Here is a 26,691-nt window from a genome sequence, read left to right on the forward strand (position 1 = left end):
TGACACCTCAGTAGACGTGGTGAGCCCGCTTCGGGTTCAGCGTCTCATGACGTGCACGCGTCTTTATCCAGAGCGTAAGGTCATCGCGGTCGGTGCCTGGATTCTCGGCGACCCACTCGACGATACGCGAGGCGATGAATTCGGCATGAAACTCATCATCGAACTGCAGCAGCATGAGGTCCTCGCCCGCCTGAGAGATGCGCAACAATACCTCGCTGGTCGGCAGTACATAGAGATTCAACTCATGCAGGTATTGTGTCGTGAAGGTGACACGCCGAAAGCGTTCGGGAACATTGCGCCCGCTGTGAGTAATATCATTCATGAAAGCCATGGCTCTCTCCTGCATCAAGGCGCTCATCGTTTTTGCTCATTTTTGAGCTTTGCCACTTATCATAGCGCACAGGATGTACTTCCGGCTGATTTATGCATATATTTTAATAAAACCTGCAAACAACATCCTTCAACCGGTTATCAACTCTATATCCTGGCAAGTCACTTTCGGATAGCGGCCGTTATCACTGTTGCCGCTGAAGCAATGCATCACTTTGCAAGGTTAGCTGAACTCGCGTCAGCCAGCCCGCCAGCAGCGCCTGCTTGTGCCGACTCATGGTGCGATGTTGCTCGATCACTTCGCATAATCGATCGCCGGCCGCACGCATTCTGGTAGGGCTCTCCCCTCGGGCACAGCGCTGATAGTCATCCGCCAGCCCATGGATCAATTCGCGCAAGGCGTGCTGTACCGGGCGCGGCACATCGTTGCCCAATTCCCGCCGCACGAAGCCTATGCCGCGTCCGATATCCATCCCTGTCAGGCCCAGCGTCAGTAGCGGCATTCCGAGCACTTGCTCCTGTGCAGCATCGGGCTGGCCGTTTGCAGTTTCGCCACTGCGGCGCGCTTCCTGTTCACGACTGCGAGTCTGCTCATGCCGGGCCAGGCGCAACAGCCTGTCGCCCATACGGCCGCCGAACCAGCTGTCCAGGCGTTCGGTAGAGCGCTCCGCCAGCTCACGAATATCACTCGCCGTGGCGCGAATCAGCTGGCGCTTGTCCCAACCGGCTCCCGGCACAGGGATCAGGCGGAATCCAATGATGGTCACGATCAGACCGATCCCGGCTGCCAGACTTCGATTGAGGGTATAGGCGACATCGAAGGTCATACCGTTGTCCGGCATCACCAGCAGAATATTGAACACCACGAAGGGCAAGGCGATACCCGCCAGCGCCGGCACGACGGACCCCATCAGGCCGAGGAACAGAGGAATACTGAAGATGGTCACAAAGGGCACGAAGTGGTGGGCGTGACTGAGCATGACATTGCCGAACAGCAATACGCTCGGGACCGCCAGCAGCAAGCCCTTGAGCACCATCGGAATGATCGGCGCCGGATCACCACGGCTGACGAAGATGCCCGAGAACAAAGTCCCTAGCAGCATGGCCACCGCCCCGTTGTCCCACGCCGTCGCAAGCCAGAAGATAGCCGTGGCGCTGAAGATGGTCATCGCGCGGATCGCATCAATGGCGGCGCGTCCGTGATCGCGGTGCCAACTCATGCTTGGCTGACGCAGCTGATGACGGTCGGGATGATTGATGACCTCACGTGCCTGCAGGATGACCAGCGCATGCCCCAGCACCTCACGCAGACTGAACAGCAATCTGGCTTCCAGCGCGGTGATGCTTCGCTGACCGCGTGACAGGCGCAGACATTCCCCGCGCAGCTCCTTGAGCGTCTTGCGAGCCTGGGCCGTGCCCTGATTGTCGGCCATGCTTTGTAAAGCCGCGCCCAGACGTTGCATCAGGTCCTGGGTCGGCTGACTGAAACGCTCGGCTTCCTCTCTCTTTACCTGGTTCAACTCGTTGGGCTGTGCGCTTGCCCCACCGTCATCGTTCTGTGATGGCACAAAGAACTCGGGATGACGCAGCTGGTGCAGGGCCTTGAGTGTCGCGTAGAGACGCATGCTGCGCCGTGTCAGCAAGTGAACACCGCGAATACGTCCCTTGCCTTGGGGGCCTTCATAACGCGCCGAGTGAGCATCGATCTCGAGATTGTTGAGCGCCTCCAACCCGGTCATCATCTGCTCGAGCATCGCCATGCGTTCCTGATGTTGATCCTTTTGCCGTCCAGTTGTCTTGCCTCCCTCTAACGGCATCGAGAACGCCAGCGCCATATAGCGGAAGGTGGCATTCACCGCTGTGTCCGCCAGCTGGCCGAGATGATCCCGTACCCGTATCGGCCATAGCAGCGCACTCACGACGACAGCACACAGCGCGCCGAGACTCAGCTCACTGAGACGGGCCAGCGCCACCGAGAAGAAGTCATCCGGCGCCGAGGACGTCAGCACCACGATGATCATGCAGGCCACCGCCGCCATCACACAGCCATAGGACAGATTGTTGTGCGTCAGCGAGGCGCCATAGATACATAGCCCGATCCACAGTGTGACCGAGCCCAGCGCCAGTTCGGGTACCTGGGCAAAGCAGCCCATGATCACCACGGCCACACAGGTACCGACGAAGGTACCCGTGACCTGACAGATGCCCTTCTCGACCACCATGCCCGACATCGGACGTGTCTGCAGAAACGCCGCCGAGATCAGCGCCCAATAGGGTCGATCGAGGTCGAAGAAGAAGGCGGCGTAGAGGGCCAGCGCCATCGCCAGCACACCCTTGGTGGCGAACTTCAGGGCGAACGGCGAAGGCCTGAGAAAGGCGGCCAGAGCGGGAGACATGGATCAGTGCTTCCCGTCTGCGTCTTGGGCGGCCTGATCTATCTCGTCAGGTTCCGCCTTGGCAGGATCCGCCTTGGCATGACTGGTCTCATCCTTGCCATCCTCAGCAGTGATCAGCCTGACACTCGCCGTCATGCCGGCGGCAAGATTGACACCTGAGGCACGTACCGCCTCGATATCATCAAATTCCACCCGTACCGGAATGCGCTGCGCCAGACGCACCCAACTGAAGGTGGCGCTGACCTGAGGCAGCTGCTGGGCATTGGTCGCGGTATTGTCATCGGCGATGCCCTGACCGATCCCCACGACCCGCCCCTTGAAGTCTTCATTGCCGCTCATCAGCGTGATCTGGACCGGATCGCCCGGACGCACATGCTGCAGCTTGGTCTCCTGGAAGTAGGCGCTCAGGTAGAAGGAGTCTTCCTTGATCAGCGCCATCACCGCCGTGCCGGCCGTGACGTAATTGCCCTGACTGAGGTGCATGTTGAGAATGCTACCGTCGGCGGGTGCCACAAGACGCGTACGATCGAGATCCAGCTGCGCGGATTGCACCGCGGCTTCGGCCTGTTGCACGTCGGCGCGGGCGACTTCGGCTTCCAGACGCGCACTGTCGCGCTCTTCCTCACTGATGGCACGATTGGTCAAGCGACCACGACGATTGGCTTCATGCTCCTTCAGACTCAGGGTCGCCCTGGCACTGGCGAGACTGGCCTTGGCCTTGGCGAGCGCGGCCTCATAGCGCGCACGATCGACCTGAAGGATGACGTCCCCTTCCTTGACGCGCGTGGTATCCGCCACATTCAGCTCACGCACCCAACCGGAGACATCCGGGCTCAACGTGATCACCTCGGCGCGCACCCGGGCGTCGCGCGTCCAGGGACTGTACATGTAGGTATTCCACAGCCACACCGCACACCAGGCTGCAGCCGCCACCAGACAGAGAGTGATGATCCATTTGACGGCTTTGTGTCGCAGGTTGCGCATGCGGTTTCCTTGGGGAATAGAGGGGCTGGGGAAAATGGGTGCCACGAAACGGGGCATGGGAAGATCGGGATCACGAATGGCGTAACGCTGAAGGAATGGCGCACGTCACGTCACGAGGGCGACCACCGCCGCCAGACAGATGACAAACAGCGAGATATCGAACCAGGCCTCGAACCAGAGCTCGTGATTGGCCAACAGACGATGCAGCAGCGTGCGAATGATACCCGCCGCCAGCAAGGCGACCAGCGCATAGACCAGCATCGGGCTGATCAGGAATTCCCCGACCACCATTTCATGCAGCGCATTGAAGCCAGGCGCAACATCATTGCCTGCAGCGATTTCCTTCATCGAGATGTCCTAATCCTGTGTTATGCGAGATCTGGCTTGCGTCATGCGAGAGCTTGGTCCCACCTGACAAAATCCCGACTGACATGCGTACAATCAGCGTTCAACGATGGTGGCAGACTCGTGCGCATTCAAGGTCCGCGAGTGGACTGTTCCACCATGCGGATCTGGAGGGCAGCGTCGTCGCTGAGAATATATGCAGGCTAACATTTTTTGCCGTCGCGCACCGTTGCGTCAGAAGAATCACCCCATTCCTCGCACAACGGGCGACCAGAATCCGCTCTCAATTTGGCTGAACGCTAATTGGAACAATCAGCCTGGACGCCAAGTATTCAGGTAGTAGCAGAGTACAAGGTGCCCCGAACGCAAGACGGCTTACCCGGAAGGCAAGCCGTCTTGTTTTTTCCACTTCCTGCTTCCTGCAGATTGCTACACCGCGTAGCCGAGCACGCGTGGCAGCCACAGGGCGAGCTCAGGGAACAACATCACCACCGCCAGCGCTGCCAGCATCGCCACCACGAAGACCATGGCCCAACCTACCGTCTTCTCGAGCCGGACCCCGGCCACGCTACTGGTCACCATCAGATTGACCGCCACTGGCGGGGTGAACTGCCCGATCGCGATGTTCATCGCCAGCAGGATACCGAACCACACCGGATGCCAGCCGAAGTGCTGCATCACCGGAATCAGCACCGGCATCAGGATCAGGTAGATGGAGACCGCATCCAGCAGCATCCCGGCAATCAGCACTGCCACCATCACCAGAATCAGCAGCGTCGTTCCGCTATCCGACAGCGTGATCAGCCATTCGGCCAGATGCCGGAAGGTACCCAGCATGGTGCCCGCCCAGGCGAATATGCCCGCCAGCGCGATGATCAGCATCACCACACCGGAGATGACGGCCGCCTCTCTGAGCAGTTCCCACACCTGGGAGAGCTTGAGCTCGCGGGTGATGAATAACCCGACACACAGCCCATAGGCGGCGGCCACTACCGCCGCTTCCGTGGGCGTGAAGAGGCCTGAGCGCAGTCCGCCGAGGATGATCACCGGCGCGAGCAGGGCCGGGATCGCTGCGCGGAACGCCGGACCCAGCGCGATACGCTCTACCTGAGTCGGGTCTTCCCAGCGATAGCGACGCGAAAGGAACCAGGCCGGCAGCAGCAAGGCCACGCCCACCAGCAAGCCCGGAATCAGGCCCGCGGCAAACAGCGCACGCAGATCCACCCCCGGCACCACGATGGAATAGAGGATCAGCGCGATGGACGGCGGGATCAGGATCGCCGTGGAGGCCGAGGCCGCAATCAGCGTCGCCGAGAACGCCCTGGGGTAGCCCGCCCGAGTCATGCTGGGGATCATCACCATCGCCACCGCGGCCGCATCCGCCGGGCCGGAGCCGCTCATGCCGCCCATGATCAGGCATACCAGCACCGCCACCAGTGCGAGCCCCCCGTGACGCGGGCCGATGAGCGCCTGGGCAAAGCGCACCAGCCGCGCCGCCACACCGGCACGCTCGAACACCAGCCCCGTCAGGATGAACAGCGGAATGGCGATCAGCGGATACTTGGCGATGCTGTTGTAGGTATTGGTGCCGAGGGTGGCTAGCATGCTGACCGGCAGCCCCGCGACGATACCCACCGCACCCGAGAGCCCCAGCGCGAAGGCCACCGGCACGCCGAGTATCAACAGGGCGGCAAAACTGGCGAGCAACCAGAGATCAGGACTCATGATCTGACTCCTTGTGCTCTGACGACGCATTTTGACCGGGCCCTTGCGAAAGACGCTCGACACACTGCTGCAACTGACGCCAGGCCATCGCCAGCGCCAATATGGGCAGCCAGATCACGTACCACCAGTTGGGCAGACCCAGCCCCGGTGACAGCGAGTCCCACTGATACTCCTCCAGCGCGAAGGTCCCCCCGAACCACACCACCAGCCCCAGCACGACCAGCACCGCCAGGGTCTGCACGATCACGACCAGTCGCCAGAGCGGCAACGGCAGCACGTCTTCCAGCAATGCGATACGAATATGCGCCTGACGGCGAATCGCCACCGAGGCGCCCGCCAGCGTCAACAACACCAGCAGGAAGACCGAGAATTCCTCGGTAAAGGCAAAGGAGGCATCGGTGGCATAACGCACCACCACATTGGCCAGACTGATGATACCGATCAGTCCCAGCGCCAACGCCGCCAGCCAGGACTCCGGCCGCACGCGTGGCGGTGGCCTGTCCGTGGGGGCAGGCGCTCCATTGGCGCCGTCTTGCAGAGCTCGTTGCGACGTTTGAGGTGATGCTTGTTGAGAGGATTGTTGCGACTTTTGCGACATGACACGCGATCCACACGAACGCCGAGGCTGTCAGGCCCCGGCGTGGTTCTTCACTCAATAACGCGCATAGACCGCATTATTCCCGATGTCATCTGCTCTGTGAGCAGCGGCGATCATGGCCAGGCTCAGCGCGAGGCCTCGACCTCGGCACGTGCCGTCTCGACCAGCGCCTCACCGATCTTCGGTGTCCAGCTTTCGTAGACCGACTGGGTGGCATCCCGGAAGGCCTGCATCGCATCCTCATCCAGCTTGACGACATTCACGCCGCGCGCCTCGATGTCCGCCAGCCGCTGGGCATTGCCTTCACGACTCATGGCGATCTCCCACGCGCCTGCTTCCCTGGCGGTTTCGGTCAGCAGAGTGCGCTCCTGTTCACTGAGCGACTTCCACACGCGCTGGTTGGCGGCGAAGATCAGCGGGTCCGCCATGTAGTGCCAGAGCGTCAGGTGGCTCTGACCGACCTGATCGATGCGCGCGACATCGAACACCGACAGCGGGTTCTCCTGGCCATCCACCGCGCCGGTGGTCAGTGCCGGCTTGGCATCCGCCCAGCTCATCTGCGTCGGGTTGGCGCCCAGCGCCGTGAAGGTGTCCTGGAACAGCGGCGAGCCCACCACACGAATCTTCAGGCCCTTCAGGTCATCCGGCGAGGTGATCGATTTCGACGAGTTGGACACCTCACGGAAGCCGTTCTCGCCCCACGCCAGCGGCTTGATGCCCTTGGACTCGATGGCGGCGAAGACCTGCTTGCCCGACTCGCCCTGGGTCAGCGCATCGATGGCGGCATGGTCCGGCATCAGGAACGGCAGCGAGAACAGGTTGAGCTCCGGCACCTGGGGCGACCAGTTGATGGTCGAGCCCACCGCGAGATCGATCAGCCCCTGACGCATGGCCGAGAACTCCTTGGTCTGGTCCCCCGCCACCAGCTGGGCATTCGGATAGACGCGCAGGGTGAGGTCGCCACCGGAGCGCTCCTCTACCAGCTCCGCCCACTTCTCGGCCGCCTGCCCCCACGGGAAGGCATCCGACAACACGGTGGAGACGGACAGCTCGCGCGCCTCGGCATCACTCGCCATCAGCGGTGACAGCAGAGCCAGCCCAAGCACGCCGGCCATCAAGGCGGAGCGACCCGTGGCAGCGGCACGCGGGCGCGCGGTCTGGCTTTGAGAAAGGGCTGGAGAATGATCCGAAGTGCAGTGACGCAGATGACGAGGGGCGGGGCCAGCGTTGGCGTGTACAGCGGTCAGGGTCATGAATAACCTCTTGATTATGATGTTATTGAGTGTGTCCAGAGGCAGATTCGCATCTACTTTGGTCGCTGACCATTCGACCATGCGACAGATCGGCGCTTTTTCGACGCTCACAGGCTGACTCGCTGCATTACGAATCACTGTACATTTATCCACCCCACGGATTTTCCGAGACCTCTTGCGTACGAAACGCTCGACCATCGGGTGTCATCAGCGTGTGTCGCCAAGGAATGTATCCAGCGATGCAGGATGGCCAATCCTCGCGCAGGCCCCGCCAGCAGGGAGTTTTACGATATTTCCCCTTTGCAAAATGCCGTGCCTTTCACATCGTCGGCGTGTCCTGGGTCGTATCGGGTCATGATTTCATGAGGGACTGTATATTCATCCACCCCATTACATCCTTGAGACAAATTTCACGATATGTCGCCTTTCAACCACGCAATGGCGCGCCACGGGTCGCAGACTCCGGATTCGGTCGGTAGACTGAGCGCCGTTCCCGCAAGGACCAACCACGACTGACCAACATCACGCACGCAAGTGTCGTACCTGACATCTCGTCGGCACCGCTCCCACGGTCCCGACCCCGACCGATGAGGCCCCTTCCATGCCGCACCCCCAGCAGGAAGCCGTACCCACTCCCACCTTCGAGACCGAGCCTCTCGACACCACGCGCAAACGACTGCAGCCGACCAGCAGTCTCGGCGCAGCGGTCGTTCTGTGGTCGCTGCTGCTGGGAATGGGGATGCTGATGCTGGCCAACGGGCTGCAGGGCAGTCTGTTGGGGATTCGCGCCTCCTCGGAAGGCTTCAGCAACACCATGACGGGTATCATCATGTCGGCGTACTTCGCCGGCTTCCTGCTCGGCTCGACGCTTGCGCCCCGCAAGCTGCGCCGGGTCGGCCATGTGCGCACCTTCGCGGCGCTGGCCTCCATCACCTCGGTGTGCATCCTGATCCATGCGCTCTATGTGGTGCCCGAGGTGTGGATCGCGATGCGCTTCATCACCGGCTTCGCCTTCGCCGGCCTCTACGTGGTGGCGGAGAGTTGGCTCAACAGCCAGGCGACCAACCAGATGCGTGGCCGTCTGCTGGCCATCTACATGGTGATCACCTATCTGGGCATGGGCGGCGGCCAGTTGCTGCTCAACGTCGCCAACCCGGACACCTATCTGCTGTTCATCCTGGTGTCGGTGATCATGTCGCTGGCGCTGGTGCCGATGCTGCTGTCCGCCTCACCGCAACCGGAAGGCGCTCAGCCGGAGGCCATGGGGCTGGTACGTCTGCTGCGCCTGGCACCGCTGGGCACCCTGGGCGGCTTTGCCACCGGTATCGCCAACGGCACCGTCTTCGGCATGGGCGCGGTGTATGCCGACCGCGCGGGCTTGCCGGTGCAGGAAGTCTCCTGGTTCATGGGCGCCTTCATTCTGGGGGCCGCCCTGCTGCAATGGCCGCTGGGGAAGCTTTCCGACAAGCTGTCGGCCAAGAAGGTGATTCTGGGCTGCAGTCTCGGGGCGATCGCGCTGTCCATCGGTGGCGTGCCGTTCAGTGGCGGTAGCATGATGACCATGGCGCTGCTGGGTGCAGGCCTCGGCGGGCTGATCCTGACCCAGTACTCGCTGTTCCTGGCGGCGGCCAACAATCTGCTGACGACGGCCCAGATCATCTCCGCCAGCGGCACGCTGGTGCTGATGCATGGTGCCGGCGCGATTCTTGGCCCGCTCACCGCGGGGCTTCTGATGGAGCGCTTCGGGGCCGTCGGCTTCCTCTATACCTTGACTGCCATTCACGTGCTGATCGTGATTCTGGCCGCCAGTGTCACCAGCAAGCCGCGTCAGGAGCTTGAGGCCGAGGAAGGCGATCACCCCGGCCACTATGTGGTGGCGCCCTCCACCACCAGTCCGCTGAGCGCCGCCTGGGTCGAGGAAGCCATCACCGAGCCGGAAACCGGTCAGCTGGAATTCGACTTCGATGCTGAGCCTGATTTGAGCGAGGAAGAGCTCGCTACCCAGCAACAGGAAGCGGCCTCCGAAGCAGAAGGAGGCGTCGTGCAGCAGGTCGACAATGAGGAAGGCGTGATGAACGACCGCGTCACCGGCATGGAAGACGACTGGCACCTGGATGGCCATATCGACGAGCAGGCCCAGCACCTCAGCGAAGAGGAACGTCGCGTAAAATCAGAACCGGAGCGCGAGAGCTACTGATCACGCCTGACGGCATGCCGAAATTGACGAGATAAAAAAGAGATCACCAAGAACACCGCCCTGAGAGGCGGTGTTCTTGGTTGGAGCGGGCGAAATAGCGGCGGGCGGAACAAGGAGAGGATAACGTTCGGGGGAAACCAAGAAGGCGCAAAACGATAGAGACTCAGCGACGACGATTTCCAAGCCACATACCCAGTGTTTTTCTCATTCTCAGCGGCTAGACCCTAATAAATAATTACCATTGCACACCCCGCACTAGACCTCAGACTACAGAAAGGTAGTCACCCTACAGCACCTACGACGTATCGCTTACCGCACCGCAAACGTTTGCGGTTCATAATTGGCGCCATTGTGAACCAGCGGATTCAGATACTGGATCGACTCATTCCTGCTTTACCCAAGGACTGCGACGTGAAACGACACGGCATCTTGAACGGACCTCTCAGTGGCCACCTCGCCCGCCTCGGCCATACCCACACCGTGGTGATCGCCGACGCAGGCCTGCCGATTCCCGAGGGCGTGCCCTGTGTCGACCTCGCGGTGGTTTCCGGCCTGCCCGCCATGCTGCCGGTACTGGACGCCCTGCTGGCCGAGCTGTGCATCGAGGCCACGACCCTGGCCGAGGAGCTGCCGGTCAAGAGCCCCTCCTTCCATGACGCCATCATCGAACGTCTGGATACACTGGATCGTCTGTCACTCACGCCGATCACTCGCCAGCAACTCAGTCATGAAGCCTTCAAGGCGGCGCTACCCGAGGCCAGCGTCATCGTGCGCACGGGCGAGTGCACGCCGTACGCCAACGTGATCCTGCACTGTGGGGTGCCCTTCTGATGCAGAGCCATGCACAACCGAGAGTGCTGATGGCACTCAAGGGCATCGACAAGGGCTTCTCAGGGGTCAGCGTGCTCAAGGGTGTCGATCTGACCCTGCGCGCGGGGCGCGTGCATGCGCTGGCCGGTGAGAATGGCGCGGGCAAGTCGACGCTGATGAAGATTCTCTCCGGCGTCTATCGCTATGACGCCGGCACGCTTTGGCTGCGTGACGAGGAAGTGGTCTTCACCACTCCACGTCAGGCGATGGACAGCCGCATCGCCATCATCCACCAGGAACTCAATCTGGTGCCAGGCCTGTCCGCCGGCGAGAACATCTTTCTCGGCCGTGAGCCACGCACCGCGCTGGGCACCGTCGACTGGAAGCGTCTGCATCGCGATGCCCGCCAGCTGCTCGACCGCCTGCGCCAATCGTTGGATTCCCGCACCGCCGTCAGCGAGCTGAGCATCGGTCAGCAGCAGATGGTCGAGATCGCGCGTGCGCTGTCGCTGGACGCCGAGATCATCATCATGGATGAGCCCACCGATGCGCTGACCGACATCGAGACCGAGATTCTCGCCGAGGTCGTGGCGGAGCTGCGCGCCGAGGGCCGCTCGCTGGTCCTGATCACCCACCGCCTGAACGAGATCTTCAGCATGTGCGATGAAGTCGCCGTGCTGCGCGATGGCCAGATGATCCACCAGGGCCCGACGGCGGAACTGGATGAGGATGGCCTGATTCGCCTGATGGTCGGCCGCGAGCTGGCCGAGCGCTACCCTTATACGCCCGCCACCCCTGATGGCGAAGCGATGCTCGAGGTCGAGGATCTCGAGGCGCCGGGTGTCAAGGGCATCAGCTTCTCGGCCCGTCGCGGGGAAGTGCTCGGCTTTGGCGGCCTGATGGGCGCCGGGCGTACCGAACTGGCCCGCGCCCTGTGCGGCGATACCCGTATCAGCGCCGGCAGTGTGAAGCTGCATGGCCAGCCGGTGCGCTTCGCCTCGCCGGCCGAGGCATTGGCCGCGGGCCTGGTGTACGTGCCGGAAGACCGCAAGCAGGCGGGCCTGATTCTCCCTCACTCGGTGGCCAACAACATGTCGTTGAGCGCCCTGCCCAGCTTCTGTGGCGCGTTCGGGCGTATTCGCCATGGCGAGGAAGCCGCCGCCGTCGAAAGCTTCGTCAAGAGCATGCAGATCAAGGTCAGCAATACCGACCAGCCGGTCGATACCCTGTCCGGCGGCAACCAGCAGAAGGTGTCGCTGGCCAAGGCATTGATGCCGGCGCCGGAGCTGGTGATTCTCGATGAACCGACCCGTGGCGTGGATGTCGGCGCCAAGCGCGAGATCTACCTGCTGATCAACGAGCTCAAGCGCCAGGGCAAGTGCGTGCTGCTGATCTCCTCGGAGATGCCCGAACTGCTCGGCCTGGCCGATCGCATTCTGGTGGTCGCCGATGGACGCATCTCCGGCGAATTCAGCCGTGAGAACGCGACCCAGGAGGCGATCATGACCGCGGCCTCGGGGCTTGAGAGCCTCCTGAGCAGTGGCAACGACGCCGCGAATGGCACGTCAATGTCCAGCGCTGCATCACGCGCTACCGCCCGCCCGTCTTCAACCCCCGATTCCTCCGCTTCCCGCCACGAGATGCCGAACTGATGTCTACTCCTTCTTCCTCTGCCGCCAGCGGCCGCCGCCTCGACGTCATGCGTCTGCTGGTCGACAACAAGGCGCTGATCGCGCTGGCTCTGTTGATCGCCGTGAGTGCCGGCCTGTCCGACAACTTCCTGTCATCTGACAACCTGCTCAACGTGCTCCGCCAGACCAGCATCAATGCCATCATCGCCATGGGCGTGACCTTCGTCATTCTCACCGCGGGCATCGATCTGTCCGTCGGCGCGGTACTGGCGCTGACCGGCGCCTTCGCGGCCTCGATGACCGCCGCCGGCCTCTCCCCCTGGCTGAGCGTGCCGGGCACCATCATCGCCGGTGCCGGCCTGGGCGCCATTTCCGGCCTGTTCGTCGCCTTCGGTCGCATCCAGGCCTTCATCGTTACGCTGGTGGCGATGACGGTGCTGCGCGGTGCCACGCTCGTCTACACCGATGGCCGTCCGGTCTCCATCGGCGTCAGCGAAGCCGCGGACAGCTTCTGGAATCTGGGCGGCGGTTACTGGCTCGGCGTGCCGATTCCGATCTACATGATGTTCTTCGTCTACGTGCTGTGCTGGGGCGTGCTGCATCACACCCGCTTCGGGCGCCACGTCTATGCGGTCGGGGGTGGTGAGAAGGTCGCGCGCCTGTCCGGCATCAACGTCAATCGCATCAAGATCAGCGTCTATGCCATCGCGGGTGCCTTCGCGGCACTGGCTGGTGCCATACTCGCCGCACGTCTGGGTTCGGCACAGCCGAATGCCGGCACCGGTTACGAGCTGGACGCCATCGCGGCGGTCGTCATCGGCGGTACCAGCCTGATGGGTGGCCGCGGGCGCATCTTTGGCACCTTGATCGGTGCACTGGTGATCGGCGTGCTGAACAATGCGCTGAACATCATGGGCGTCTCCAGCTACTACCAGATGATCGCCAAGGGCGCTGTCATACTGCTTGCGGTACTGATCGACAGCCGTGCGCAGAAATAGAAGAGCAAGTACGTAAGACACGACACGATTTCATTCCCTGCAGCATCGAAGACCCTCGCCCCCGTGCGCCAACCACGGGGGCCCTTCAGCGGGTCGCCGACAACAATGAAAGGACCATCGCCATGAAGAAGAACGGAAAACTGCTCACCTCCACGCTGACCACCGCCATCACTGCCGCAGGCCTGAGCTTGATGCCGGTGCAATCCGCCATGGCCGACAAGATCGCGCTGGTGGTCTCGACGCTGAACAACCCGTTCTTCGTCAGCCTCCAGCAGGGTGCCAAGGACAAGGCCGAGGAACTGGGCCACGAGCTGATCGTGCTGGATTCCGGTGATGACGCCGCGCGTGAGCTGTCCAACGTCGAGGACGCCCTGTCCCGCGGCGTCGATCTGCTGCTGATCAACCCGACCGACTCCGATGCCGTGGTCTCAAGCGTGCGCACCGCCAATGGCCGTGATGTGCCGGTGGTGACACTGGATCGCAGCGCCAACGGCGGTCGGGTCGCGGCGCACGTCGCCTCCGACAACGTCGCCGGGGGTGAACTGGCGGGCAATTTCATCGCTGAGAAACTCGCAGGCAAAGGTGAGATCGTGCAGCTGGAAGGTGTCGCCGGCGCCTCGGCCACGCGCGATCGTGGTGAAGGCTTCATGAAGGCCATCGACGGCCAGTCAGGCCTCAGCCTGGTGGCCACTCAGCCGGCCAACTTCAACCGCACCCAGGGGCTGAACGTGATGGAGAACCTGCTGCAGGCGCACCCGAGCGTGAATGCCGTCTTTGCACAGAACGATGAAATGGCGCTCGGCGCACAGCGTGCCCTGCAGGCCGCTGGCAAGGACATCCTGCTGGTCGGCTTCGATGGTACCGATGAAGGCATCAAGGCCGTGCAGGCCGGCAAGATGGGCGCCACCGTCGCCCAGCAACCGGCACTGATCGGTAGCCTCGGCGTCGATACCGCCGACAAGCTGCTCAAGGACGAAGACGTCGAGAAGACCATTTCCGTGCCGCTCAAGCTGATCACCGAATAAGCGACCGCACGGCTCGCACCCTCTTCATCGCAAGACAGGACGCCGGCCACTGGCCGGCGTTTTTCCGTCTTTCCTTCAATGGCGTGTCTTGCTCGCCTCGCAGGGACAGTGACGCCCACTCGACTTTCACCACCAGGGATAGAGATGTGATTCGACTCAAGGATGTGGCGGCACACGCCGGAGTTTCCGTGACCACGGTGTCGCATGTCGTGAATGCCACCCGCCCGGTGGCCAGTGCGACCGAGGCCCGGGTACGCGAATCGATCGCCGCACTCGGCTATCGACCGGACAGCGTCGCCCGCGCGCTGAAATCCAACCGTAGCCACACCCTCGGGATGATCGTCACCAATGCGCACAACCCCTTCTTCGCCGAGGTGATCCGCGGCGTCGAGGACCGCTGCTACCAGGCGGGCTACAGCTTGATTCTGTGCAACAGCGACGATATCGACGCCAAGCAGCTCAGCTATCTCGAGACACTGCGGGACCGACGCATCGATGGACTGGTGGTGATGACCGCCAAGAACGGAGCCGGCTTTCTCGAGGCGCTCAGTGCTCTGCCACTGCCCACGGTGATGATGGACGCCGAGCCCCAACCGGGCTGGGACATGACGGTGGTCAATGATGATTCACGCCTGGGGGGCAGGCTCGCCATCGAACACCTGCTGGAGCAGGGGATCGAACGCATCGCCCTGCTGACCGGGCCTCGCGATCATGCCCGTTCCCGCGAGCGACTGAGCGGAGCGCTGGACGCTCTGCACGCCGCCGGCCTGGGGCTTGCCGAGGACTGGCAGATCGAGACCCAGCTGATGCTGGCCGACGGTCATCGCGCGGCCCATCTGCTGCTGGCCGATCCGGCCGACAGACCCGATGCCATCTTCGCCTTCAATGACCTGCTGGCACTGGGCTGTCTGCGCGCCGCTCGAGACCTGGGCCTTGAGGTACCCACGCAGCTCTCGATCATCGGCTACGACGATATCGAGATCAGTGCCTATCTCTCACCCGCCCTGACCACCATCCGCCAGCCGATCTATGCGCTGGGCACCACGGCCGTCGATCAGCTGATCGCGCGCCTGGAAGGCACCCCCTTCCCGGGCCAGACCCAACTGGCCCCGAGGTTGGTGAAACGCGACAGTGTCGCGCAGCCAGGCCAGCGCCTTCAGAGCCACGTTTGAGCGCAGCCACGTTTGAGCACAGTAAGTATTGAGCGCCTCCAGGATAGATCACAGATCTATACCGGTTGAGTATCAAACATATCAAACACCAACATTTCTCTTATAGGTGAACACTGCCTACCCTGCCCCTCGTGAATCACCGCTGCCACGGCTGGCAGCACGCACATGAGGACACCCAGGTGACAGGCACTCCCCCTTCCAGCACTTCCCGATCGGACACAGCCCGATCAGATACTGTCCAGTCAGGCCCAGCCTCGCCGACATCGACATCGGACGCCGACAGCACGCCCGCCATTGGCCGTGGCCTGCTGTTGCTGATGGCGATCGCGGTCGCTGCAACTGCCGCCAATCTGTACTACAACCAGCCGCTGCTGGCAGAGATGGCCCGCTCACTGGGCGTGAGCCAGGGCTTGATCGGCCTGATTCCCTCCGCGACCCAATTCGGCTACGCCGCCGCCATCCTGCTGATCTCGCCGCTGGGCGACACCATGGACAGGCGCCAACTTATCCGCAATCTGTCCATCATCCTGGCACTGGCCTCACTGGGCATCTTCCTGGCACCCAGCTTCTGGCCGCTGTTGCTGGCAAGCTTCGTGGCCGGGCTGGGCGCCAACATCACCCAGCAGCTGATTCCGCTGACCGCCTCGCTGTCCACCCCCGAGGCGCGCGGCAAGAACATCGCCACCCTGATGACGGGGTTGACCATCGGCATACTGCTGTCACGCACCCTGAGCGGCAGCATTGGCGAATACTGGGGCTGGCGCAGCGTCTTCCTGGTCGCGGCCATCCTCGCCATCATCATCGGTGTGCTGCTGCATCGTCACCTGCCCAGTCGCGCGCCTGCCGTGCAGATGGCTTACCCCAGACTGATCCTCTCGATGGGCACGCTGTTCAAGCAACATGCCCTGCTGCGAGAGTCCGCACTGACCGGCGCACTGTGGTTCGCGGCCTTCAATGCCATGTGGGCGACGCTGGCCACGATGCGCCGTTTGACTACAGCGTCCAGCAGGCGGGGCTGTTCGGTATCATCGGGCTGGCCGGCATCTTCGGGGCCAAGGCGGCGGGCCGTCTGGTCAATCGTGTCGGCGCAGGGCGCCTGATCAGCTTCGCCCTGGTGATGGTGCTGGCGTCCTTCGCGGCGCTCGGCCTCTGGGGAAACAGCCTGGCAGGGCTGATCGTCGGCATCATCCCGCTGGACCTGGGCGTCTTCGCAGCTCAGATTCCCAACCAGGTGCGCGTATTCTCGATCGACCCCAAGGCCCAGAGCCGCATGAACGCCGTCTACATGCTGTGCTACTACCTCGGTGCGGCAGCCGGTTCCGCCATCGGCGTCAAGATGATGAGCGTGTATGGCTGGCAGGGCATGTCGCTGTTCGGGCTGGCACTGGCAGCGGTGGCACTGGTGCATCATGGTGTGAAGCAGCGCCGCTCGGCCTCTTCATCACAGTGAGATAAAGACAGTGAGGCGAGAGCGCAAGCGAAGCGCTGGATGGGCAGGCGAGGCGCGAAGGAGAGAAAGCGCGAAAGTGATGAAAGCGAAGCGATGAACGGCTGAGAGCCTGAGATGGCGCCTGGTCAGCACGTCGAGTCATGGGCAATCACACCCCATGCCACGGCAGCTGGCCAGGCGCCTGAAATGGTGGCGCAATTCAGGTAAACTCTGCGCGCCATTTCGGTGCGTCGCCGAGGTGGTACGCGATTCACGACCCGTTATCGGGGCAAGAACCCGTCAAACCCTCGAGATCCACATGAAGCTCATCGTCAAACTTATCCTCGGCATCATTGCCGGCCTGCTGATCGGCCTGATGGCCCCGGATGCCCTCGTACGTGCCGCGCTGACCGCCAAGGTCATCATCGGCCAGCTGATCAACTTCACCATCCCGTTGATCATCCTGTTCTACGTCATGAGCGGCATCGCGTCGCTGCCGAAGAATTCCGGCGCCATGCTGGGTCGCACCGTCGGCATGGCCTACGGGTCGACGATTCTGGCCGGCATCTTCGCCTTCCTGGTGGCCAGCAACCTGCTGCCCGGCATGCTGTCCGGCATGGCGCCGGTCGCTGAAGGCCGCGATGCCCTGACTCCCTTTCTCGATCTCGAAATCCCCGCGGCACTGCCGGTGATGACGGCCCTGGTGCTGGCCTTCGTGTTCGGCGTGGTCATCAGCCGCCGCGAACTGCCGACCCTGAAAAGCGCCGTCTTCGAATCGCGTGAAGTGGTCGAGGTGTTCCTCAATCGCGTCATCATCCCGCTGCTGCCCCTGTTCATCGCCGGCACCTTTGCCGAGATGGCCTACGAGGGCAAGGCGCTGTCAACTCTGGATACCTTCTGGAAGGTGCTGGTGCTGGCGATCGTGATGCACTGGATCTGGCTGAGCACGGCCTACCTGATCACCGGCCTTATCCAGCGTCGTTCTCCGCTGGGCCTGTTGCGCAACATGCTGCCGGCCTACCTGACGGCGCTGGGCACCATGTCGTCGGCGGCGACCATTCCGGTCAGCCTGCGTCAGACCAAGGCCAATGGCGTCAGCGATGAAGTGGCCAACTTCAGCGTGCCGTTGTGCGCCACCATCCACCTGTCCGGTTCCACCATCACCATCGTCACCTGCGCCACTGCCGTGATGATGATGAGCCACAACCTGGCACTCGCAAGCCTCGGCGAAGTGATTCCGTTTCTGATCATGCTGGGCCTGACCATGATCGCCGCGCCCGGGGCACCGGGTGGCGCGGTGATGGCGGCGCTTGGCGTGCTGGGCAGCATGCTCGGCTTTGGCGAGGCGGAACTTGGCCTGATGATCGCGCTGTATCTGGCCCAGGACAGCTTCGGTACCGCCACCAACGTCACCGGCGATGGCGTGATCGCGCTGTGGGTCGATCACTTCGCGCGCCGCGATGGTGTGGTAGCTACGCCGGAGCTGGATGCCGCGACCGGTGAAGCACCGGTGGCACGCTCACAGCCGTGAGCTGCCATATGTGCTGAGCCGTGAGCTGTCGCATGCTCTGAGCCGTGCAAGAAGTGAGCTGAGCCACCTGTGCTGACAGTCGTCAAAAGCCCCGCCTCCTTTCGGAGACGGGGCTTTTTCATGCCAGCGGCCATCCATACGCTCATCTCCACGGTCTTCCTCACGGTCATCCTCGCGCTCATCCTCTCAACCACCCCGCAGGGTGGCGTGCCGGCGGCGAGGTGAGACATGACGCCGCGCCGTGCCTGACACCCACAGGCCAAACGGCTACCATTGGCGCCCACGCGCGAGTGCTGTCATCGCTGCCGTACGCCATCACCCTGTTACCGTTGCCGGAGTGCCAGATGTCCCTGCTTCCCCCTGCACTGTTCTGTCCTTCGATATCACTACCGATATCTCGCCCGCGTCTGGCACGCATGTTCGCCACCCTGTCGCTCACCACTGCCAGCCTGACCCTTGCCCAGCACGCCAGCGCGCTGGAGATCGGCATGCCCGCCGATGGCGGCGTCAGCGTCAGTCCCGCCGTGATGCTTGAAGCCGAGGGCACCCTCGATGAGCAACTGAGCAGCCCGCTGATGCTCAAGCAGTTCTCAAGCCCCGAGGCCGTGGAGCAAGGGCTGAGCGATGGTAGCCTCGACGCCGCCTACCTGACGCCGCAGATGCTCAAGGCACTGACCGACAGCGGCATGTCACTGCGAGTGCTGGACGGCGCGGATCTCGACGATGTCAGCCTGGTCGCGCGCGATGAGCTGATCCGCTACACCGAATTGTTCGAGCCGCAGGAGCTGCTGATCCGCTTCCTCAATGACACCACGCGTGCGGTGCGAGTGGTGATGCGCGATGACGATGCACGCTCGCATCTGGCGCTGAAGCAGTGGATCGAGGTCAAGGTCGGCTCCAGCATGCAGCTGGTCAGCCCGCGCTCGCTGGAAGAGCTCGAAGGCGATGAATATGTAGGGGATGCGCCTCAGGCACTGATCAACAGCCGCAAGATGCACGCCGCCTTCCTCAACGGCGATGACGCGACGCGTCTGGTGGCGCTGCATCCGCTGTCCAAGAACTGGCTGCCGCGCGCCGACATGCTCGACCTGCCGCGCATGCTGCTGGTCAGCCGCGCCGATATCGAGGATGCGAGCCTTGAGGCCGAGCTCGAGTCTCTGTCCGTCGCACACGCCCGCATGCAGCAGAGCCTGCACGGCGAAGAGCCGATGAAGCTCGCCTTCACGCTCAAGCAGGCCTGGCCGGCGGATGCCGGTGAGGCGCCGAGTCTGCCCAAGGTGGTGCATGCGCTGAACGGGCGCGCTATCCCGACCGCCGACATGCGCACCGCCCTCAAGGACTGGCTGGGCAAGCAGCAGTCAGCGGTCAGCTGGCCTGAGCTATAGCAGTAGACCCAGGTGTAGACCCGGCCGTAGGCCCAACAGTCATGCCCGCCACAGGGCAAATGACAGACACAAAAAAAACCCGCCGATTGGCGGGTTTTTTCGATCAAGGCAACGATCAGGCGTCGAGGGCTTCAGCGATCTGGGACTGAGCCTTCGGGCCGATGCCCTTGACTTCAGAGATCACGCCATCAGCGTGAGCCTTGCGAACCTTGGCGACATCGTCGTAGCCAGCGTCAGTCAGGGCACGGATAGCGGCAGCGTTGAGGCCGAGGTCTTCCAGAGAGGTCGCATCGGCTTCTTCGGTCGCTTCCTCGACGGCTGCGCCCATCGGCATCATGCGAGACTGGGCGATGGCCTGTTCGCGTGCCAGACGTGCCTTGTACTGCACAAGCTTCTGGTTGAACTCGTGTTCGACCTGCTTGCGGTGCTTGTCAGAGGCTGCGGCTTTCTCGCTCAGGCGTTCGTTGCGAGCGCGCAGGTCTTCGACTTCCTTCTTTGCCTTGTCACGGGCATTGCGGAGCTTGTCGGCTTCTTTGCTGGCTTCACGCAGCTGACGCTCCAGCTCCTTGATGCGGGCGTTCTGGTCCTGCTTGGTGTCCTGCTCCTGAAACAGGGATGCAAGCTGGTCGTCAAGATTAGCGTCGGTCATACTGCTATGTTGCCTCGAATAATTGATAAAGAGCTAAAGTCTGGGCGCACATTCTACCGCAGTTCTTCAGTTTGTGCTGCATTTGAGCGCAACCCGAGCGGGATGAATGTGAATCGGGGGTCCTGCATGGGGCAATATTACCCCAACTGTGTGACATCGCCAGCCACGGATGAACCAGTTATGGACGATCCAGTCATGGATGATCCAGTCGTGGAGGATACCGAGCGCGGGATGAGACGGCACTGAACGCACACGATAATCGCATGTCGGCGCCGTGGCGCAGGTCACGGAAAAGACAGCCCGCTTTCATGGGCTGTCTTTTTTAGCGGTTACCCAGCACTTGTGCAGGCCTGTCAGCCTAGACCTCAGTGCCTGCACCGGACTCAGTGCTTGCGCCAGTCCTCGAGCTTGTCGCTCAACTGCTGACGACGCGCTTCGGGCGATGCCAGCGTCTCGGACTGATGGCCTTCCCCGAAGCGATTCTCGAGATAGTCCATCAGATTGATCAGCTCATCATCGGTCAGGCTGTCATCGAAGGCCGGCATGAAGACACTGTGGCCATTGTTCTCACGCTGCACGCCATTGAGGATCGCCTGGGCCAGATTGTCCGGATAGACACTGCCGGTCACGCTGTTGTGGAACAGCGACGGGTAGTAGCCATCCTGGGTGCCGGCACCATCCGCGCCGTGGCACATGGCGCAGTGGCCCAGATACAGACGCACGCCCGGCGTGGCATCGGTCAGCTGGCCGATCAGATCTTCATCGTCGGGACGCTTGTCCAGCGGCTGACCGCGCAGCAACAGCACGTCATCGGCCGGTGCGCCCTGATTGAAGCGCGTGGCGACCTGCGGCTCGCTTTCGGCCTCGCGATCGCCATCATTGACCGCCTCGCCCTGCTCGCCCTTGCCATCCACCGCCGGAATCGACTTCAGATAGACCGCGATGGCGCGCAGGTCATCTTCACTCATGTGACGCATGGAGTGCTCGACCACATCCGCCATCGGGCCGCCAGCCTGCGCCTTGCCCTTGAGGTTGCCGGTCGCCAGATAGGTCTGGATATCCTGCTCGCTCCAGCTGCCCAGACCATCCTGCATGTCCGGCGTGAGGTTGAAGGCGCGCCAGCCCTCGATCATCGCCCCACCCAGATAGCCTTCTTCATCACCGGTCAGTGCCGTTTCCTGGAAGGCGAAGCCACGTTCGGTGTGACAGCTGCCACAGTGGCCCGGCCCCTGGACGAGATAGGCGCCACGGTTCCAGTCGGCACTCTTGTCCTCGTGGTCCTGCCACGGCTCCAGCGGCGAGAAGATCTCTTCCCACAGCGCCATCGGCCAGCGCATGTTGAGCGGGAACGGAATCTCGCTTTCGCGGTTGGGCGTGCTGCTCGGCGTCACCTCATGCATGTTCCAGGCGTAGAGCGCCTTGATGTCCTCATCCGTCAGACGGGCGTAGGACGGGAACGGCATCGCCGGATAGAGGTTGTGGCCGTCGGCAGCCTCGCCCTCGCGCAGCACACGGGTGTATTCCTCGAGGGTGTAGTTGCCGATGCCGTGCTCGGTGTCCGGGGTGATGTTGGTGGCGTAGATCTCGCCCACCGGGGTCTCGAAGCCGAGGCCACCGGCATATTCATCGCCGTCCTCGGTGCTGTGACAGGCCGCGCAATCGCTGGCGCGCGCCATGTACAGACCCTTTTCGATCAGCGCGGGGTCATTGGTGGCAGCCTTGTCGGCTTCCACCTGGCTGGCGTGCTCGTCCTCGCCACTACCACAGGCGCTGAGCAACAAGGCGCTGGTGCCCGCAATGGCGGCCAGGCGGACGGCACGGGTCAGGCGTGCGGGGCGAAGGATCGGGCGGGCACCGCGACCTTTCTCATCAATGGCATCACGGGTGCCAGCAGTACGGACGTGCGGGACCATGCTTATATTTCCTGTTCGAGCAGATCGGCAATACGCAGAGACAACGCCGCGATGGTCAGGGTGCAATTGACCGACCCGACGGTGGGCATGCTGCCGGAGCTGGCGACAAACAGGTTGTCATGGCCATGCACTCGGCAATCGCGATCCACCACGGAATCTTTGGGGTTGTCTCCCATCAGGGTCGTACCGCAGATATGCTGGTTGTTGGAGAACTCATCACGGAACGCGATGTCGGTGCCTCCCATCAGCTGAGCGATACGCGCATATTGTTCACGGGTATGCGCGGCGCTGCGCTTGACGTAATCATCGATAGCATAACGGAATTCCGGGCGCGGCAGGCCGAGAGCGTCATGTTTTTTTGACGGCGTGATGCGATTGGCGGCCTCTGGCAACAGCTCGTGGAAGCTGTCGAACTGCACATAGCGGCTGGCGCGGTTATCGATCTGCGCCTGCAGATCCGCGCCGAGCCTGAGCGGTGTTTCCGACAGCACTTCGGTCGTCATCTGCTGCGTGCGGGCAATGTTGGACAGGTGCAGCTTCTTGGACGCGAAGTCCTTGCGGAAGTCGCCGTCGCGCCAGGTGATGATGGAGGTCATCTCCTGAGGGCCACGCCCAGCCCACAGCGGCTCATCGGCCAGAAAGCTCACCCCGGTGCCGGGATGGTCCATAAGATGCCGGCCGACCATGTCGTTCTGGTTACCCACCCCATCGGGGGTATGGGCGTTGACCGACATCTGCATCAGCTTGGGCGTCTCGATGCCATTGGCCGCCAGCACCACTCGCGCCGCACTCAGGCGATGCTGCGTGCCCTCGGGGTCCAGATAACGTACCTCGCGAATCTTGCCACTGGCGTCGCTCTCCAGGTGATGCACGATGGCATTGTCGATCAGCCTGGCACCGGCACGTTCGGCCTTCTCGACATGGATGATGCCGGAATACATCGCGCCGATCGGGCAGATGGGCATGCAGTTGTTGTTGCCACAGCAGGTCGGGCGCTCATCATAGGGGCGGCTGTTGCGCGCCACCGGCTCGGTGACCATGTCAAAGCCGTGGGGATTGATGCGCTCGCTGACCCGCCGCTCGTTCCACGACAGCGGCAGAGGCGCCATCGGATACTCGGCGCTGCGTGGGCTGCCGAGATCGACATCATTCGGCCCCCAGACACCCAGCGCAACCTCAGCCCGGAAGTAATAGTCTTCCAGATCGTCATAGCCGATCGGCCAGTCGCGCCCGACGCCATACTCGCTCTTGAGCACGAAATCGCTGGGCAGAAAACGCCAGGAAGACGCCGCCCAGTGCCAGGTAGTGCCACCGACCGCGCGAATGTACTGGGCGTCGTAGGCCTGCTCGCCCTTCTGCACCAGATAGTCGGCATTCTCGCCGTAGAGCATCGGATGGGGCGCCGCCTTGCTGGCAGGATAGGGCCCCATGAAGTCCATCTTGTTGGCCTGGTTGCGGAAGCGCTCGACGATCTGCCAGCGCTGCATGCGCGGGCCGGCTTCCAGCATGATGACCGACTTGCCGGCCTCGGCCAGGCGATGTGCGATCAGGGCACCGGCAACGCCGGAACCGACCACGATCACATCGGCATCATACGCACGGGATTCCTCGGCCATGCAGGATTCTCCTCGGGAAATTGGGAACAGCAACAGGGGCAGTCAGGACGCCCCTGGAAGGTCTGGCATGCAGGCGATGTCAGGAGCTGAGGTCTAAGCACGGACTCAAGGCCCGACCATCCGCCACGCGCAAGCCTGGGGAGAAAGCGTGACCACTCAGGCCTTGGGTGCCTCTGCCCAGAACCCCGGGCGATTGGGGCAATAGGTACGCACCACCTGCACATCGCGCGGCCCGGCATACATGCCAGCGCGTTCGAAAGCGATGACCTCGGCGGCAGGGTCACTGATCGACTTGCCGACCGTGCCCAGCATCCAGGCCTGCAGCAGACGGCGCACCAGCGCCATCTCGCCGTCACTCAGGTCTTCCTTTTTCACGTACTCTCGCGACTCGCCCAGGGCCAGCAAGCGAGTCTTGAGGGCCGGCAAGCTGCCGACACCGGGCACTCCCTCGGCTGGAATTCTCGCCAGCGCCTCGAAGTAGCGCTGGCCCAGCCGCTCATCCAAGGTCTTGTCGCTGAGCAACCAACGCGACAGGACCATGAACGTCGCGAAGGCACTGTCATCCTGCGTCTGTTGCTCGTCAGCGACTGTCTCGGCCAGGGCCTGGAGGGACAGGCCGCCGAACACGGCAATGCCTGCCCCACCGAGCCCCAGCTTCAATAGCTGGCGACGTGAAGGATCAGTAGCGCTCTGGGATGTCGACATGCGGCCCTCCCGGACAATGAATGGTTCACCCGACGCCAGCGCACAAGGCGGTATTGCCACCTGTGTGCTGCACCCGAATAGCACTCGAACAGCACACCAGCAGACCTTGAGCGGTTCTGAACAGCTCTTGCGCAGCCCTTGCACAGGGTTTGATGAGTTGCATGGTAACAAGCGCCATCACGTTATAGACAAACGTATAATGAACAAGTAGTTCCTGTTTAAGCAACTCCAGAGACATGCTTTGCGCAACCCAGCCCGCTTACGGACAAACGCTTGCTGCTGGCCTACTGACAAGGGTCGTTCGAAACCGCGAGAGTTACCAGCGGATGCCCACGAATGCCGATGCCTGACGGAAGAGTCACCCGCGCCTGTCTCCCGCTCGCCGACAGTTCCCTGACTGTGCTCGGCGCAGTAGGATGTGGGGCAAAGGCAACAGCTGTGGCCAGACTGGCTCGCTCACGAGCCGACGCCCGCGCCGCCCATCAACTCGACTTCAGGGAAGACTCGCCATGCTTCGTCACTTGCGTACTCCACTCGCTCTGCTCATGTGCACCGCCGTTCTTGCCGGGTGTGAAAGCGCCTCGCGCATGGCCGACAGCATTTCGCTGCCGGACTTCGGCTCCTCCTCGCAGACCGAACAGGGCGAGCAACGCGTCCAGCGCACCGTCGCCTTCCCGGAGGCGGAGTACGCCAAGCTCGACAAGACCGGCACCTCGGTGATCAAGGGCCGCATGTCCTATGAGTGGCAGGGCCAGACGATCTACGCCAACCGGGCGGGCATCTCGATCGCGCCGGTCACCACCTACTCCGCCGAAGCCGCGGAATTGGCGCTGGCGGGCAAGACGGCGTCTCGCGCCGACCCCCGTGCCCAGGCCTATACCCACATCGTGCGCACTGACAGCAATGGCTACTTCAATGCCACTGGCCTGCCGTCCGGCACCTTCTATGTCGCCGGTGTCATCCAGTTGCCGGACGGCACACGCAGCCCGCTGATTCTCAGTCAGGTGCAGGTCGGCCGCGGCCAGACCCGCAGCATCGAGCTGAGCCGCTGACGGCCCGCGTGTTCCTCTTGCTCTGCTTGCTGCCCTTGCATCGCCGGATGATGGCCATCGCACCATGACGACACTCTCGTTGCGCGCCTATACCCCGCAGGCCACGAGTCATGACCACGACCACCACCAGCTGGTGCTGCCGATCCGCGGCCATCTCGATATCCAGGTCGGCAGCCATCATGGCACAGTGGTCACCGGCGAGTGCGTCATCATTCGCCCCGGGGAGGCGCACCTGTTCCATGCCAAGGACGCCGCGCGTTTCATCGTCGCCGACCTGGACTACCTGCCCGACAATCTCGCGGCGTCGCAACGCGTGGTGTTCTCGATCAGTACCCTGCTGATGAACTACCTGCTGTTTCTCGAAGCGCAGCTGCAGGGTGAGGTCGACAAGCACATCGATCAGCTCTCCATCGCGCTGTTTCTCGGTCTGCTGGAGAAGCAGACCTGTGATCAACGCGTCGATCGTCGTCTGCTCAGAGTGCTCGACGTCATGAACGCGCAGCTGGCCCAGCCCCACGACGTGGCATCACTGGCCCGACTCGCCCACCTGAGCCCGACCCAGTTTCACAAGGTGTTCCGCGACAATCTGGGCGTCAGCGTCAAGCAGTACCTGACCGCCAGACGCATGGAGCGCGCGCGGGCGCAGTTGATCCATACCGATCTCAGCGTCCAACAGGTCGCCGAGGCCGTCGGCTATCAGAACCTTTCCGCCTTCTCGCGGCGCTTTTCCTGCTACTTCGGCCAGTCGCCACGCGAGATGACGCGTCAGTATTCGAGCCTCACTCCCCCGAATGACTGAATCACTGAATGACCGACTGACTGACTGACACGATCATCTGAACAACCGATTGAGTCCCCGAACCCAGCAGTCAATCACCGCATGCTGGTGGTATATGACGTTTTTTGCTTCTCCTGGCAGATCAGAGCGTAGTTTCAGCACAATATAT

At 62.5% G+C, this 26,691-nt stretch carries 23 protein-coding genes; 12 read left to right on the top strand and 11 right to left on the bottom strand.

From position 1 onward, the window contains the following. Positions 1 to 7 precede the first annotated feature (7 nt). From LCW13_RS09195 to LCW13_RS09225, 7 genes are all read right to left on the bottom strand, one after another. Positions 8 to 331, bottom strand: coding sequence for a hypothetical protein (locus tag LCW13_RS09195; protein WP_175088802.1), 324 nt, complete (start codon positions 329 to 331; stop codon positions 8 to 10). A 184-nt stretch (positions 332 to 515) separates the two neighbouring features. After that, on the bottom strand, positions 516 to 2,726 hold the full coding sequence (locus tag LCW13_RS09200; protein ID WP_175088803.1) for an FUSC family protein: 2,211 nt from the start codon (positions 2,724 to 2,726) through the stop codon (positions 516 to 518). A 3-nt stretch (positions 2,727 to 2,729) separates the two neighbouring features. Beyond that, positions 2,730 to 3,710, bottom strand: a complete 981-nt coding sequence (locus LCW13_RS09205) for an efflux RND transporter periplasmic adaptor subunit (RefSeq protein WP_175088804.1) — start codon at positions 3,708 to 3,710, stop codon at positions 2,730 to 2,732. A gap of 105 nt (positions 3,711 to 3,815) precedes the next feature. Further along, positions 3,816 to 4,058, bottom strand: a complete 243-nt coding sequence (locus LCW13_RS09210) for a DUF1656 domain-containing protein (RefSeq protein WP_225346692.1) — start codon at positions 4,056 to 4,058, stop codon at positions 3,816 to 3,818. A gap of 426 nt (positions 4,059 to 4,484) precedes the next feature. Further along, on the bottom strand, positions 4,485 to 5,780 hold the full coding sequence (locus tag LCW13_RS09215) for a TRAP transporter large permease (protein ID WP_175088805.1): 1,296 nt from the start codon (positions 5,778 to 5,780) through the stop codon (positions 4,485 to 4,487). Continuing rightward, on the bottom strand, positions 5,770 to 6,264 hold the full coding sequence (locus LCW13_RS09220; RefSeq protein WP_225346693.1) for a TRAP transporter small permease: 495 nt from the start codon (positions 6,262 to 6,264) through the stop codon (positions 5,770 to 5,772). The genes LCW13_RS09215 and LCW13_RS09220 overlap by 11 nt, the downstream gene beginning before the upstream one ends. A 239-nt stretch (positions 6,265 to 6,503) precedes the next feature. Next, a complete protein-coding gene (locus tag LCW13_RS09225; RefSeq protein WP_213114649.1) occupies positions 6,504 to 7,493 on the bottom strand; it encodes a DctP family TRAP transporter solute-binding subunit in 990 nt (329 codons plus the stop codon). 739 nt (positions 7,494 to 8,232) lie between these two features. Between LCW13_RS09225 and LCW13_RS09230 the strand changes: the two genes are divergently transcribed. The 10 genes from LCW13_RS09230 (at position 8,233) to LCW13_RS09275 (ending at position 19,809) form a co-directional block, all read left to right on the top strand. Further along, positions 8,233 to 9,828 (top strand): MFS transporter, encoded by a 1,596-nt coding sequence (locus LCW13_RS09230; RefSeq protein WP_225346694.1) that lies wholly within the window; start codon positions 8,233 to 8,235, stop codon positions 9,826 to 9,828. 411 nt (positions 9,829 to 10,239) lie between these two features. Then, a complete protein-coding gene (rbsD, locus tag LCW13_RS09235) occupies positions 10,240 to 10,659 on the top strand; it encodes a D-ribose pyranase (protein ID WP_225346695.1) in 420 nt (139 codons plus the stop codon). Beyond that, on the top strand, positions 10,659 to 12,290 hold the full coding sequence (locus LCW13_RS09240) for a sugar ABC transporter ATP-binding protein (RefSeq protein WP_225346696.1): 1,632 nt from the start codon (positions 10,659 to 10,661) through the stop codon (positions 12,288 to 12,290). The genes rbsD and LCW13_RS09240 overlap by 1 nt, the downstream gene beginning before the upstream one ends. Then, complete coding sequence (gene rbsC / locus LCW13_RS09245) at positions 12,290 to 13,267, top strand: ribose ABC transporter permease (protein WP_107334720.1); 978 nt, start codon at positions 12,290 to 12,292, stop codon at positions 13,265 to 13,267. Before LCW13_RS09240 ends, rbsC begins: the two co-directional genes overlap by 1 nt. A 122-nt stretch (positions 13,268 to 13,389) precedes the next feature. Continuing rightward, the gene (gene rbsB, locus LCW13_RS09250) at positions 13,390 to 14,292 is read left to right on the top strand and encodes a ribose ABC transporter substrate-binding protein RbsB (protein ID WP_225346697.1); all 903 of its coding nucleotides are present in this window, start codon (positions 13,390 to 13,392) and stop codon (positions 14,290 to 14,292) included. Between the two features lie 146 nt (positions 14,293 to 14,438). Continuing rightward, positions 14,439 to 15,464: a LacI family DNA-binding transcriptional regulator gene (locus tag LCW13_RS09255; RefSeq protein ID WP_225346698.1), complete on the top strand. Its 1,026-nt coding sequence runs from the start codon at positions 14,439 to 14,441 to the stop codon at positions 15,462 to 15,464. 317 nt (positions 15,465 to 15,781) lie between these two features. After that, positions 15,782 to 16,564: an MFS transporter gene (locus LCW13_RS09260; RefSeq protein ID WP_225346699.1), complete on the top strand. Its 783-nt coding sequence runs from the start codon at positions 15,782 to 15,784 to the stop codon at positions 16,562 to 16,564. 14 nt (positions 16,565 to 16,578) lie between these two features. Beyond that, complete coding sequence (locus tag LCW13_RS09265; protein WP_225346700.1) at positions 16,579 to 16,914, top strand: MFS transporter; 336 nt, start codon at positions 16,579 to 16,581, stop codon at positions 16,912 to 16,914. Between the two features lie 298 nt (positions 16,915 to 17,212). Next, a complete protein-coding gene (locus LCW13_RS09270) occupies positions 17,213 to 18,424 on the top strand; it encodes a dicarboxylate/amino acid:cation symporter (protein WP_225346701.1) in 1,212 nt (403 codons plus the stop codon). Between the two features lie 344 nt (positions 18,425 to 18,768). Next, positions 18,769 to 19,809, top strand: a complete 1,041-nt coding sequence (locus LCW13_RS09275; protein ID WP_225346702.1) for a hypothetical protein — start codon at positions 18,769 to 18,771, stop codon at positions 19,807 to 19,809. Positions 19,810 to 19,924: 115 nt separating this feature from the next. Here LCW13_RS09275 and LCW13_RS09280 read toward each other — a convergent pair whose 3' ends face one another. The 4 genes from LCW13_RS09280 to LCW13_RS09295 all read right to left on the bottom strand — a co-directional run bounded on the left by LCW13_RS09280 (position 19,925) and on the right by LCW13_RS09295 (position 24,692). After that, positions 19,925 to 20,458, bottom strand: a complete 534-nt coding sequence (locus tag LCW13_RS09280; protein WP_175088822.1) for a hypothetical protein — start codon at positions 20,456 to 20,458, stop codon at positions 19,925 to 19,927. A gap of 383 nt (positions 20,459 to 20,841) precedes the next feature. After that, positions 20,842 to 22,371: a c-type cytochrome gene (locus LCW13_RS09285; protein WP_225346703.1), complete on the bottom strand. Its 1,530-nt coding sequence runs from the start codon at positions 22,369 to 22,371 to the stop codon at positions 20,842 to 20,844. A 2-nt stretch (positions 22,372 to 22,373) separates the two neighbouring features. Next, on the bottom strand, positions 22,374 to 23,987 hold the full coding sequence (locus LCW13_RS09290; protein ID WP_225346704.1) for a GMC family oxidoreductase: 1,614 nt from the start codon (positions 23,985 to 23,987) through the stop codon (positions 22,374 to 22,376). A gap of 156 nt (positions 23,988 to 24,143) precedes the next feature. Then, entirely contained in the window at positions 24,144 to 24,692 is a 549-nt protein-coding gene (locus tag LCW13_RS09295) for a sorbitol dehydrogenase family protein (RefSeq protein WP_215822787.1), read from the bottom strand. A 587-nt stretch (positions 24,693 to 25,279) separates the two neighbouring features. Between LCW13_RS09295 and LCW13_RS09300 the strand changes: the two genes are divergently transcribed. Together LCW13_RS09300 and LCW13_RS09305 are read left to right on the top strand one after the other, a co-directional pair. Continuing rightward, complete coding sequence (locus tag LCW13_RS09300; protein WP_215822789.1) at positions 25,280 to 25,744, top strand: carboxypeptidase regulatory-like domain-containing protein; 465 nt, start codon at positions 25,280 to 25,282, stop codon at positions 25,742 to 25,744. Between the two features lie 64 nt (positions 25,745 to 25,808). Further along, positions 25,809 to 26,543 (top strand): AraC family transcriptional regulator, encoded by a 735-nt coding sequence (locus LCW13_RS09305; protein WP_225346705.1) that lies wholly within the window; start codon positions 25,809 to 25,811, stop codon positions 26,541 to 26,543. Positions 26,544 to 26,691: the final 148 nt, after the last annotated feature.

This window comes from Cobetia amphilecti (genome assembly GCF_020217465.1).
Lineage (GTDB): Bacteria > Pseudomonadota > Gammaproteobacteria > Pseudomonadales > Halomonadaceae > Cobetia > Cobetia amphilecti.